At 42.8% G+C, this 12424-nt stretch carries 10 protein-coding genes and 1 pseudogene; 5 read left to right on the plus strand and 6 right to left on the minus strand.

What is annotated here, in order from left to right; all coding sequences use genetic code 11:
• Positions 1 to 3 precede the first annotated feature (3 nt).
• A complete protein-coding gene (locus ACIQ0H_RS01280) occupies positions 4 to 1767 on the plus strand; it encodes a vWA domain-containing protein (RefSeq protein ID WP_403409771.1) in 1764 nt (587 codons plus the stop codon).
• Complete coding sequence (locus ACIQ0H_RS01285; RefSeq protein WP_403409774.1) at positions 1751 to 4345, plus strand: VWA domain-containing protein; 2595 nt, start codon at positions 1751 to 1753, stop codon at positions 4343 to 4345. Before ACIQ0H_RS01280 ends, ACIQ0H_RS01285 begins: the two co-directional genes overlap by 17 nt.
• Before the next feature lie 43 nt (positions 4346 to 4388).
• Here ACIQ0H_RS01285 and ACIQ0H_RS01290 read toward each other — a convergent pair whose 3' ends face one another.
• The 6 genes from ACIQ0H_RS01290 to ACIQ0H_RS01315 form a co-directional block, all read right to left on the minus strand.
• Positions 4389 to 5591: an MFS transporter gene (locus ACIQ0H_RS01290; RefSeq protein WP_403409777.1), complete on the minus strand. Its 1203-nt coding sequence runs from the start codon at positions 5589 to 5591 to the stop codon at positions 4389 to 4391.
• A 289-nt stretch (positions 5592 to 5880) separates the two neighbouring features.
• The gene (locus tag ACIQ0H_RS01295) at positions 5881 to 6954 is read right to left on the minus strand and encodes an ABC transporter substrate-binding protein (RefSeq protein WP_403409780.1); all 1074 of its coding nucleotides are present in this window, start codon (positions 6952 to 6954) and stop codon (positions 5881 to 5883) included.
• Positions 6951 to 7751 (minus strand): ABC transporter permease, encoded by an 801-nt coding sequence (locus tag ACIQ0H_RS01300; protein WP_403409783.1) that lies wholly within the window; start codon positions 7749 to 7751, stop codon positions 6951 to 6953. Before ACIQ0H_RS01300 ends, ACIQ0H_RS01295 begins: the two co-directional genes overlap by 4 nt.
• Positions 7735 to 8559, minus strand: a complete 825-nt coding sequence (locus ACIQ0H_RS01305) for an ABC transporter permease (RefSeq protein ID WP_403409786.1) — start codon at positions 8557 to 8559, stop codon at positions 7735 to 7737. The genes ACIQ0H_RS01300 and ACIQ0H_RS01305 overlap by 17 nt, the downstream gene beginning before the upstream one ends.
• Positions 8549 to 9652, minus strand: coding sequence for an ABC transporter ATP-binding protein (locus ACIQ0H_RS01310; protein WP_403409789.1), 1104 nt, complete (start codon positions 9650 to 9652; stop codon positions 8549 to 8551). The genes ACIQ0H_RS01305 and ACIQ0H_RS01310 overlap by 11 nt, the downstream gene beginning before the upstream one ends.
• Before the next feature lie 14 nt (positions 9653 to 9666).
• Entirely contained in the window at positions 9667 to 10209 is a 543-nt protein-coding gene (locus ACIQ0H_RS01315) for a helix-turn-helix domain-containing protein (RefSeq protein ID WP_403409792.1), read from the minus strand.
• Positions 10210 to 10500: 291 nt separating this feature from the next.
• Here ACIQ0H_RS01315 and ACIQ0H_RS01320 point away from each other — a divergent pair, with 291 nt between their 5' ends.
• From ACIQ0H_RS01320 to ACIQ0H_RS01330, 3 genes and pseudogenes are all read left to right on the plus strand, one after another.
• Positions 10501 to 10824 carry a hypothetical protein gene (locus ACIQ0H_RS01320; RefSeq protein ID WP_403409795.1) on the plus strand — a complete coding sequence of 108 codons (324 nt, stop codon included), beginning with the start codon at positions 10501 to 10503 and terminating at the stop codon, positions 10822 to 10824.
• Positions 10825 to 10949: 125 nt separating this feature from the next.
• Positions 10950 to 11084 (plus strand): annotated as a pseudogene (locus ACIQ0H_RS01325) (peroxiredoxin); the annotation flags it as partial.
• Between the two features lie 123 nt (positions 11085 to 11207).
• Complete coding sequence (locus tag ACIQ0H_RS01330; protein WP_403409797.1) at positions 11208 to 11660, plus strand: TlpA family protein disulfide reductase; 453 nt, start codon at positions 11208 to 11210, stop codon at positions 11658 to 11660.
• Positions 11661 to 12424: the final 764 nt, after the last annotated feature.

Below are 12424 nucleotides of genomic sequence, written 5' to 3' on the forward strand. Positions count from 1 at the left end.
CAAATGGGATTAGAGAACATTGTCAATAGCTGGACGGCTATTTTTCCGTTGGTTGTCTTGTTGTATTACTTCTTTCGGAAAAAGTATGAAGTCACAACGATTTCATCGACATTATTTTGGCAACAATCCATGCGGGAAACAAAAGTATCTCCCTACTTGAAGAATTTGCAGCGCAATGCATTATTTTATCTTCAAATGGCGGCACTTCTCTTATTGGTATTTATTTTACTAGGTCCTTTTCTGCCTAAAGATCAAGCAATTGGCGGCCACACCATTCTTATCGTAGATACGTCCGCCAGTATGCTTGCCGGTAAGGATCAAACAACCCTATTTGCACGACAGCAGCAAGCTATGAAAGAACTCGTTACGAGCCGTGAAGGCGAGCCATTTACCATTGTGACGACCGGTAAGGAGCCAGCAATTGTTGTGCGGGAACAAACAGATGGGGAAGCGATACTAGCTGCCATCGATAAATTAGCCGTGTCTTATGAACACGAAAATATAGAAAAGGCGTTGGAATTCGCTCGTTCTATAGCTTCCGTCGATGGCGCGGATATTCATATTTACACAGATTCACTAGACCGTGCGGCATTTGCTGAAGGTGACAGCAATATTGCATGGACCGTTCATGGTTCGGAAGAGGAATTCGTCAATCTATCCATTTACAAATTTGGCGCGGTAAAAACAGCGCAAGGAACGGAAGCAATCATTAAAATTGTCAATGCTTCGGATGTCGATCAAACCGGACAAGTGCAACTGATAAACTTATTGACAGATGATCGACTGCTAGATGAAAAGTTTACTGTTGAAGCTGGGAAAGACGTGTTGTTATCGTTTAAGGAACTGCCTGACAGTAACGTGTTACAAGCTGCAATTGTTGTGGAAGATGACTATGAAGCGGATAATACAGCAGCAGTTTTACTAGGCAATGAGGTGTCAGAGGCAGTCGTTGATGGTCAGTTACATGAACTGGTGAAGCGGGCGTTCGAAGCGGTCGGATTAGCTGTTTCAACGGGCTCTGCCGATGAATTGCTGGCCGCACAGGACCACTCGATTATTGTGACAAATGATGTTTCATTGCTAAAAAAAGGAACTAAGCCGGTTATTATTATTGGTCGTAATGATAAATCGCCTACACCAATTTCTGGGGCCGTCAAGAGCACGGCAGACCCACTGTTCACCATTGCGGACATTAGCGATGTCTATGTTAGTGCGCTATATCCACCATTTACGTCGTATACAACGATAGCGACGGTAGGGGATCAGCCATTCATTCAACGATCGAAGCGCGGGGATATTGTTGTGTTGGCGGATATTGAATTGACGGACTGGCCGCTTCATCCGTCGTTCCCGCTATTCGTTTGGAGTTCGGCAGAGTTACTGCGTTCAGACACGGATACGTTAGGGTTATTTGTACCGAATGAACGGAAAGCGGTTTTGTCGAGTGGCGCTACGGAAGGCATGGAAGTCTATACGGTGGAGGATGAATACGTCACAACATTTGCAGACGGTTCAAGTTTCATGGCACCCACGCGTCCTGGAATTTATAAATCCCGAGATGGCGGGGGAGAAAAGTTATTTGCTGTCCAACTGGAACAATCTGAAAAAGAGCTCGTGACGGGTTCATTGTATCGGATTGGACAAACGGCAGGTGGCGAAGGAGCAGAAGAAGGAAAGAATCGAATTGGCTGGCTATTGCTATTGCCGCTACTCCTTTTGCTTCTTATTGAATGGGAGGTGCAACGACGACGTGGATATCCGAATTGATCAGCCGTTGTGGCTTCTGTTATTCGTTCCAATTGCGTTATATATGGCGTATTCGTGGAAATCATCAGCGATGCGCTTCAGAAGTAAAGGGACGATTCTTTTTGCATTACGCTGTGCTGCAATTATGGCATTAGTCTTTGCACTTGCCTCGCCTTATATGACATTACGTGCCAATGAAGAACAAATTCTTTTTGTTGTGGACCGTTCTGTTTCCATTGCAGGCGCAAAAGATACGGCAGATAAATGGCTTGCGGAAAGTTTGAAAGAGCGTAAAGAAAATCAATCAGTGGGCTTGTATTCTTTTGCGGAGATGTTTCGGACAGACATGCAGCTGACAGATGCAGAGCTTACAGTTCCGGTCGTTGAGGACATAGAGGCAAAGGATGCGACAGATATTGCGAAAGCGATTGATCTGGCAGCAGCGATTGCTAAGGAAGAACTAGCGACCCGGATTGTGCTGTTATCGGACGGATTAGAGACGATTGGTTCAGTTGAGGAGTTATTGCCGAAGTATAGTGGCGGACGTGTCACGATTGATACTGTACTACTAGAACGGCCTGGAACTGCCGATGCCTCTATTTCAATTTTCGACACACCGAGAACTGCCTACGAAGGTGAAAAGCAGCTGCTACAAGTAGAAGTAGAATCTTCCACGCGGACAGCGGGAGAGATATTGATCTATCAAAATGATAAGGAAATTATCAAGGAGCTGGTCCAGCTTGAGCCGGGGAAAAATACATTTTCGTTTCGAACCTCGGCAACAGGTAGCGGGCTGTTGAAGTATGAAGCAAAGCTAATTGTGCCAGATGATGGCTTTCTGGAGAATAACCGGATGCTGTCTATTACGATGATGGAACAATCTCCACGTGTTCTGGTTGTACAGACCGAACGCAATCCATCTGTTATCCCAACGATACTCGACCAAAGTGCGATGAGCGTTGACGTTGTCGATGCAGTGCAATTGCCTGAAACGTTATCAGGTTATCTCGGCTACGGTGCAATTATTTTTGATAATGTGCCTGGTCATGTCGTTGGAGAGCACAAGATGACGGTCATAGAGCAAGCCGTGAAAAATTTCGGTACAGGGTTCATGATGGTTGGTGGGGATGAGAGTTTCGGACTTGGGGGTTACTTTAAATCTCCTATTGAAAGGCTTCTACCTGTTGAGATGGAAGTGAAAGGGAAAGAGCAGCTTCCATCGCTTGGTCTCGTCATCGTCCTAGACCGATCAGGAAGTATGTCAGGTTCGAAAATTGTCTTGGCAAGGGAAGCGGCAGCTCGCTCAGTCGAACTTCTCCGCGATGATGATACATTCGGATTCACCGCCTTCGACGATCAAGTCTGGGAAGTGATCCCGGTTGATAAGGTGGGCGATAAACAAGAAGCAATCGAAAAAATTCTTTCTGTTCCATCAGCAGGAGGGACGAACATCTTTCCTGGGGTGCAAAAAGCATATGAAGATTTAGCCGATTTGAAATTGCAACGGAAACATATCATTTTGCTAACAGATGGTCAATCGGATATGCCTCCTGATTATGAAGAAGTGATGGAGGAAGGCAAAAAGAACAACATTACCTTATCAACGGTGGCAATCGGGACAGATGCGGACTGGACGCTACTAGAAGAACTTGCCGAATTTGGCGGCGGGCGTTTTTACGATGTGGTTGATGAATCGACGGTACCAGCAATTTTGACCAGAGAAACATCGATGCTAACGCGAACTTATATTGAAGATAATCCATTTTATATGACCATGGCAAATGTTCCGGAATGGACCTCTTTGTTCAAAGATGGCGTGCCGCAGATCAATGCGTATATTGCGACGACTGCTAAAAGCACGGCAACCATTGTAGGAGAAAGCCATAAGGAAGATCCAGTCATTGCGGAATGGATGTATGGATTAGGCAGAACAGTTGCCTTTACGTCTGATTCTACAGGAAAGTGGACAGGAGATTTGGCAAGATGGGACGGCTATGCAAACTTCTGGAATACAGCGGTAGCTAGATTATTGCCGACTTATGAAGAAGTACCCTATATCATTACGCATGAACGAGGCGGCACGTATACCGTGACGGACAGTTCACGTAAGGCTGCATTCCTGGATATCGCTATTGTGGACGAACAAGGACAAGATGTGCCATTTGTTTCTGAGCCACTTGCACCTGGTAAAGTACGAGTGACTGTCGATACAAAGCCTGGTCTGGTGTTTTTCGGCGTATCGGATGACAGGGGCGGATTGTTTGAAGCAGGTGTTTCAGTCCCTTATAGCGATGAATATAAGCCGGCATCACCGAATGCTGCATTAATGACGAAAATTGCGGAAAGAACAGGTGGAAAAGTATTAGAACAACCTGCAGAAGCATTCCGTCATCAGCTAGTAAAAAGTGGTGAAAAGAAACCAATTGCGGAATGGCTAATCCTAGCAGCGATGATCCTGTTCTTCATCGATATCACTTTGCGTCGCTTTGGCATGTTAAAAGGATTTGGTGTGAAACGAATTCGCCAGACGGTAGTTGAGGAAGGTCCAACAGCGCAGGAAAGTATTTCAGAACTGTTGAAGGCGAAAAAGAAAAGATAATAAGAAATGCCCACGCTACCAACTCGATAGCGTGGGCATTTTATTATTTCGTTCTTGTTTCTGCCAATAAACCTTGGTTACGTTTCGCCCATATAGCTGCGATAGCGAAAGAAGCGAGTAGGATTACCATGCCGAGAATATAGGGATAGATAATATTAATGTCAAATATGATGCCAGCAATCGCTGGGCCGACCATATTTCCTAAACTCATATAGGCATTCATCATACCCGCCGCAAAGCCTTGTTCCTTACCTGCTAGCTTCGAAATCAGTGTATTGACGGCTGGACGAAGCAGCGAAGTGGCTGTGGAAAAGATCGTTGCGACAAGTAAAATAGACCAGAACATATCGACGAAAATAATGCCAATAAGTGAGAAGGCTGCTATGACAAGATTGACGAGAATTACACGCATTTCACCATAGCGTTTAAACAAAGGATTGATGATAAACGTTTGGACAATAACACCTACAAAGCCGCCTACCGTGATAAGTACAGCGATTTGAGTAGGGGTATAGCCATATTTATGATCGACATAAAGCGCAATCGTAGACTGGAAATTTGCCAATCCAAACGAAAAGACGAACATGACGATGAGCACAACGAAATAGGAAGTCTTAGTTGAGCGTGCCAATTGTTGAAATAGGTTTTCCCGCTTTTTCTTAACTGTAGGATTGTCTGCTACAACTGGTTTGGGATTAGGTAAGATGAATACAGAAAGCAGTGCTGCAAAAAGGGCCGCTGCTGTCGCGAAGTAGAAAGGGAACTCTAAGCTAATCTTGGAAAGAAATCCGCCAATTGCTGGCCCAATCATGAAGCCGAGCGACATGGAAGCACCAAGAAGCCCCATTCCTCTTCCTCTATTTTCTAAGGTAGTTATGTCGGCAACGAAAGCCATCATTGGTGGGACGATGAATGCTGAGCCGAATCCGGCAAAGAAGCGCGCGAGAAAGAGCATCCAGAGTTCAGTGGACAGCCCGAAAGCTAGCTGTGATAATCCGAATATAATGAGTCCGATAACAATGATTTTTTTACGTCCGTGCTTATCGGACAAATCACCGGCAAAGGGCGAGAAGATAAATTGTGCAAAAGAGAAGATGGCAATCATGAAACCAAGCGCTTGACCTGCAACACCGAAAGTAGCTAAATACTCCGGCATAATCGGAATAATGAGTCCGATTCCTGACATGGCAATAAACATATTGAACATTAAAATGTATAAGGCAAAATTATTCGATTTAACCGCCATTGTTATCCCAACTTTCCAAACTGTTTCGTGTCATTAAGGTATCGTACCATAAGCTGTATATCAACGCACCGTCAAGCGACTTTTGTCGAATGAAATAACAAAAAAGCAGCAGGCATACGAAGCAGGCTGCTACTTTTTGTTATTGTCTAGCTTCAGGCGCCAGATGCTCGGGTCATAAGCCAAGTCGACAGGGAGGGATTGGACTGCATCCCTCCAATGTGGCAAAGTACGCCACGGCGTCGACTCGTCTTATGCCTGTCGCATCTAGGCAGGCGCCTTACGCTTTTCATTATTTCATATCCATTTTAAACTCCAAAAATAATTCATTATAAACCCCAAGCATTTCAAGTCCTAGATTTCTATAGACCTCTAAATGATTACGGGTTTCTTCGTCGGGATAGAAGCGCTCATCCCCAGTTACTTCAGGATCCATAAAATCAAGTGCCGCAAGATTCGGAGTAGAGTAACCGACATAATCAGCATTTTGTGCAGCTACTTCCGCATCTAACATGAAGTTAATGAAGGCATGTGCACCTTCAATATTTTTTGATGTGCGAGGAATGACCATATTATCGAACCAAAGATTGGAACCTTCTTCAGGAACAACATAATCGATGTCTTCATTTTCGTACATCATATCTGCCGCTTGCCCAGACCATGTTAGAGAAACAGCCGCTTCACCATTAATCATGAGTGGTGTAACTTCATCCCCAATAACAGCTTTGACATTTGGACTAAGCGTCTTCAATTTATCGGTTGCTTGACGCAATTGACCTAAATCCGTGCTGTTCAATGAAAAGCCAAGTGAATTTAACCCCATGCCAATCGTTTCCCTAGCACTATCGACGAGAATGACATCTTGTTTGAGAGAAGGATCCCATAAGTCATCCCAACGTTCAAATGTCTGTCCTTCCAGTAGCGTTGGATTATAGGCAATCCCAACCGTTCCCCAGAAATAGGGAAGTGAGAATTGATTGTTTGGATCGAAAGGCAAGTCAAGAAAGTACGGATCGATATTTTTAACGTTCGGCACTTTACTATAATCGATCGGGAGAAGAAGGTCTTTTTCCTTCATCATTTCAATCGTATATTCGGAAGGCATTGTAATATCGTACGCCGTACCACCCTGTTCAATCTTTGCCATCATGCCTTCATTGGAATCGAAGGTTTCATAAATGACTTTAATGCCTGTTTCCTGTGTAAATTGTTTTAGAAGATCAGGATCAATATATTCGCCCCAGTTATAGACCGTAATTGAATTTTTACTAGCACTGCCTCCGCCTTCAATTAATTTTGCATTGATGACGAGCAGTATGACAGCAACAATTAGTATGACAGCCGCCCCACGTAAAATCCCTTTCATTTTCGCACCCCCGCAAGTGGTGATTTGGTCTTACGGCTAATCATATAATAGCCGATGACGAGCACAACCGTGATGAGGAAAATGAGGCCGGACAAGGCGTTAATCGTCAGTGTAATCCCGGCACGTGCCATCGAGTAGATTTCCACAGACAGCGTCGAGAAGCCGTTCCCAGTGACGAAGAAGGTGACCGCAAAGTCATCTAGGGAATAGGTTAACGCAAGAAAGAATCCTGCCAATATGCCTGGTTTGATGAACGGAATGATTACACGTGTTAAGACATCGCGTTTAGTGGCACCAAGATCTAGCGCTGCGTCAATCAATGTTGGACTCATTTCCTGTAGCTTCGGTAATACCATAATAACGACAATCGGAATACTGAAGGCGATATGTGAAATTAGCACCGAAGCAAATCCAAGCTTGACCCCAATCATGGTGAATAAAATCAAGAATGACGCCCCGATAATCACGTCTGGGCTCACTATCAAGATGTTATTGAGCGACAAAACGGCGTTGCGCATCGCTTTATTGCGCATGAACAGAATAGCAATGGCACCAAGAACCCCAATGGCTGTTGAAATGAGTGCCGACAACAGTGCGACAACAATGGTATTGAGTAAAATGACAAGTAATCGTGTATCCTCAAAGACCGCCGCGTAATGTTCCAGTGTAAATGACTCGAAATTCGACATGCTTCCACCCGAGTTGAAGGAGTAGAAGATTAAATAGAAAATCGGTGCGTATAAAATGATGAAGACGACCGCTAAATAGAGTTTAGGGAGTTTACTTAATTTTTCCATTGTTGGACGCCCCCTTTTCTTTCCCTTTTGTAATTAACATGATGATGAACATGAATAGAATAAGGAATACGGCAATGGTCGAACCCATTCCCCAGTTTTGTGTGACTAGGAATTGCTGTTCAATAGCAGTCCCAAGTGTAATGACTTTGTTTCCGGCGATAAGTCGCGTAATCATGAATAGCGATAGGGCAGGGATAAATACAACTTGAATCCCTGATTTCACACCATTTAAAGTCAAAGGCCAAATGACTCGTCTAAAAGTTGTCCATGCGTTGGCCCCTAGATCACGTGACGCATCAATTAAGGCCGGGTTTAATTTGTCGAGCGCATTAAAAATGGGCAAAATCATAAACGGAATAAAAATGTATACAGAAACGAATACAAAACTAAAATCGGTGAATAGAATTTGTTGGTGACCGATGCCCATCACTTCTAACAATGCATTGATAGGACCATACAGCCCAAAGAGCCCAATGAAGGCATACGTTTTGAGCAGCAGATTGATCCAAGATGGAATAATGATGAGCAATAACCAAAGATGTTTATGCTTCGTCTTCGTTAGAAAATAAGCAGTTGGGTAGGCAAATAATAACGAAAAGAAAGTGATTAAAAATGCATACCAGAACGAACTAATTGTCAGCTTCAAATAGACAGATGAGAAAAAGTTTTTATAGTTATCGAATGTGAAATTGCCGGCCAAGTCGAAAAATGAGTAATAGACAATGAGGGCAATCGGCGCAATCACAAATAGGATAATCCAAGCAGTATAGGGAACGGTGTATAACGGACGTAGCGGCTTATTGTTCATGATCCGGTACCCCGTATGCCTCAAGTCTGGCGTCGAATTCCTCTTCGGTTTCATTCAGACGCATAACGTGAATAGCTTCTGGATCAAAATCGAGTCCAACCTGCACACCAACTTCAGCCTTTTTAGTGGAATGGACCAGCCATTCGTTGCCATCTGCATCATATGTGGAAAGCTCGTAGTGAACACCACGGAATAATTGCGTATCGACTGTGACATTCAATTTTCCATTATCGACAGTGGTGAGTTCGAGATCTTCTGGACGAATCACGATATCGACTTTTTCGTTAGGATTCAAACCTTGGTCGACACACTCGAAAGTCCGACCTGTAAATTGTACAACATAGTCCTCAATCATAACGCCGGGCACAATATTTGATTCGCCAATGAAATCGGCAACAAAGCGATTGATGGGCTCATCGTAAATATCAAGCGGTGTACCGGACTGCTGAATATTGCCGCCATCCATAACGAAAATTTCATCAGACATAGCAAGTGCTTCTTCTTGGTCGTGCGTAACGAAAACAAATGTCTTGCCGAGACGCTGTTGCAATTCACGAAGCTCATATTGCATTTCTGAACGTAATTTCAAATCAAGTGCAGAAAGTGGTTCATCGAGCAAGATAACTTCTGGATCATTAATAATGGCGCGAGCAATGGCAACCCGTTGGCGCTGACCACCGGACATTTCTGAGATTTCTCGTGATTCATAGCCATCAAGATTGACGAATTTGAGGGCCTCACGTACGCGACGGTCAACTTCGTTTTGCTTCACTTTCTTAATGCGTAAACCAAATGCAATGTTTTCAAAAACATTCAAGTGGGGGAACAATGCGTAATCTTGAAAAACAGTATTCACTTGTCGTTCATTAGCGGGGACGTCGTTGATTTTTTTGCCGTTGAAAAAAATCTCTCCATCTGTTGCTTCAGTAAAACCAGCAATCAGTCGAAGGATGGTTGTTTTACCGCAGCCAGAAGGACCTAGTAGTGTATAAAACTTTCCGCGCTCCATTTCAAAAGAAACCCCGTTTAGTACAGTTGTATCTTCATCATATTTTTTTGTGACATTTTCAAAACGAATAATTGGTTGTGTCATTCCGGTAGTCCCCCTTATAAATAAGATTCAGTAGCAACGAGTAGTAATTCACTCGTACCTGTATGTGCGTTTGATAAACGATGGTGCTCAGATGCGTCATAATAGACAGCATCCCCTTTACTGGCATTGTAATGCTTGTCGCCAATTTCAATGGTTACTTTTCCTTTGAGTACATATATGAAGGTTTCGGCAAGCGAAGGCTCAAATCTTTTGAATTCGCCTTGTTGTTGAAAGGTAATATGTACGGGTTCCATGTCATTTTCATTCGAGCGTGGTACGAGCCAACGAATGCTATATTTGAGCTCATCATCTGAATAAATGGTTTGGTCATCAGTCGAGTACACAACGGTAACATTTTTCTTTGGTTCATCAAAAAATTCTTTAGGTGTTGTTCCGAGAACTTCTAGTAAAGCGAAAAGTGTTTCAATTGAAGGTGAGTTGAGATCGCGTTCCAATTGCGAAATATGCCCTTTCGTCAAGTCGGTCCGTTCTCCAAGTTCTTCTTGAGTCAGCCCTTTCTTCAAACGCAGGCTTTTAATCTTACGTCCTATTTCCACAGACATCCCCCCACAATCAATTTTACGAAAGTTTATTTATACTATACTTTTAGTTTACTAAAATCCTTTTCAATTATACAAAATACCGCTTGAAAATCAAGACTTATTTTTTTAGAAAAATAATCTGTAATAGTGGAAATTTTGAATGTGGTAAATATACTAAGAGAAGGTGCCGTGTTTACAATGGTTGTTGTATGAATTATGTCCATAAAATGGACTTTTGGTAAAAACGACCAACGTTGAATTCCACTTATTTCATGGTATAATATAGCAAGTAAGGAGGGGCTACGATTGGGAAAAAAGAAAGTTTTCTATTTAGATCCAGATGAACGAAAATGGACAATGAAGGACCTTGGTTTTAGTTGGGAAGTGATAGATGAACCGAGGGAAGGTAAGAAAGAAATTGAAGGAATATTTTTGATGAAGAACGGTAAAATTCGTGAATTATTTGAACTACCCAATCACTGTATTGTTTGCCTCGATCCGCTAGCTTATAATGACGAACATGACTCCGTTTTCTGTCCAACATGTGATGAATGGCGCGAAACATCTTGTGATGATCCAGATTGTGAATATTGTCTAGCAAGACCAGCAAAACCATCTCTTTGTGAATAACAATCTGTTTACTTTTAGAGCAAGATTGAAATTATAAAAGATTTGTCTTTTGTCGTTAATTCGATAAAAACTAATTAAACCTAACTCATGTCAAATTGGGCCAACAATTTGACGTCCTAAAAAGGATTAGTGCAATGTCAGACCGTTATAATGAATTCGAAGACCTTGATGCAGAGGGTATCGATGTATCTACAGATACAAATCACCAAGTAGCGCGTGATTACGGCGCATTGATTGAAGAAGATGGTATTGCAATACGTGTCCCTCAAGCTCTTCTAACTGGAGATCAAGTCAGAAGACACTATAATTTTTACCAATGAACATCCCCACGCATACAATAAGCAGTGGGGGTTTTTTTATGAAAATTAAGGGGGACGATAACTATGAAATTACGTGATCAAATGCCCGAACTTGATGGTGCAACAGCATGGTTGAACGGCAAACAAACAAAAGCACAACTTGTCGGGGAAAAACCGACGCTTATCCATTTCTGGTCAATCAGCTGCCATCTTTGCAAAGAAGCAATGCCTGAAGTGAATGAATTTAGAGACCGCTTTAAAAAATATTTAAACGTTGTCGCTGTCCATATGCCTCGTTCAGCGGATGACTTAGATATGGATCAAATTAAGTCGGTAGCTGTAAAGCATGATATTACGCAACCGATATTTGTCGATAGTGATGCGACATTAACCGACAAATTTGATAACCAATACGTGCCTGCATATTATGTGTTTGATAAAGATGGTCAGTTGCGTCACTTCCAAGCAGGCGGTGGCGGTATGAAGATGCTTGAAAAACGTGTGAACCGTGTATTAGCTGAAATGAAAAGAGACTAACATCCCGCCCGATTGCGCATCACTTGCGTTGTCGGGTTTTTTTTATAGAACTATCCTTCAACACGTCTGTTGATAAATCATTTTCTTGCATAAAACATTGGTGGAAGTACTTCTACTCTTCATATTCCCTGAACCATTTCCGGTTCGCTTTCTAGACATACTCGTTTTCATAATGCTGTTGTGCCTCATTACATGTCGCGTACCTCCAATAGTTAAGTGAAGAATGCGGTTGTTTGGAAAGAAAAGAATAGATGACTTTCTATAGGGAGAGTAAGTGCCCGAATATGCAATTTCGGGCACTCTTGTCTATTGTACAATGCGTTCCTTTTTTACTTGTAGCAAGGCTTAGACCTCTTAATATGGAAAGCCTATTAGAAAGTGAACCTTTCCTACAATAACAAAAGAAAAGACCATGGCGAAAGCTTCTGCGGCCAAAATTGTATCTTTGGCCGCCTCTCTAAGTAAGAGGCAGACTGCTCTTTCATCCCAAAAAGCATTCGCACTTTGTGTACTTGAGATTTTGGAGCGCGACGGATGAACAAAGACCATACGATGACCGAAAAAACTGTAGGGGTGCGAAGAAGTCGCGCCCCTACAGATCAAGACATCCCGGTGATTGTATCGAATGCGTTCAATCCAAAGCAATCCAAAATGATTGTACACAGTATGCTAGTGCTAAATTTAGTTATTTTTTGGTTAATCAACAGACGTGATCCTTCAAGTAGGGATTTGAGTGGATACATTCAATATGATACACTAATCGC

This window comes from Sporosarcina sp. NPDC096371, assembly GCF_044762865.1.
Classification (GTDB): Bacteria; Bacillota; Bacilli; order Bacillales_A; family Planococcaceae; genus Sporosarcina.

Bases quoted from the DNA above. Each gene is read 5' to 3' on its own strand.
- ACIQ0H_RS01290 (WP_403409777.1), bottom strand. From the start codon at position 5,591: ATGGCGGTTAAATCGAATAATTTTGCCTTATACATTTTAATGTTCAAT.
- ACIQ0H_RS01280 (WP_403409771.1), top strand. From the start codon at position 4: ATGGGATTAGAGAACATTGTCAATAGCTGGACGGCTATTTTTCCGTTG.
- ACIQ0H_RS01295 (WP_403409780.1), bottom strand. From the start codon at position 6,954: ATGAAAGGGATTTTACGTGGGGCGGCTGTCATACTAATTGTTGCTGTC.
- ACIQ0H_RS01310 (WP_403409789.1), bottom strand. From the start codon at position 9,652: ATGACACAACCAATTATTCGTTTTGAAAATGTCACAAAAAAATATGAT.
- ACIQ0H_RS01330 (WP_403409797.1), top strand. From the start codon at position 11,208: ATGAAATTACGTGATCAAATGCCCGAACTTGATGGTGCAACAGCATGG.
- ACIQ0H_RS01305 (WP_403409786.1), bottom strand. From the start codon at position 8,559: ATGAACAATAAGCCGCTACGTCCGTTATACACCGTTCCCTATACTGCT.
- ACIQ0H_RS01300 (WP_403409783.1), bottom strand. From the start codon at position 7,751: ATGGAAAAATTAAGTAAACTCCCTAAACTCTATTTAGCGGTCGTCTTC.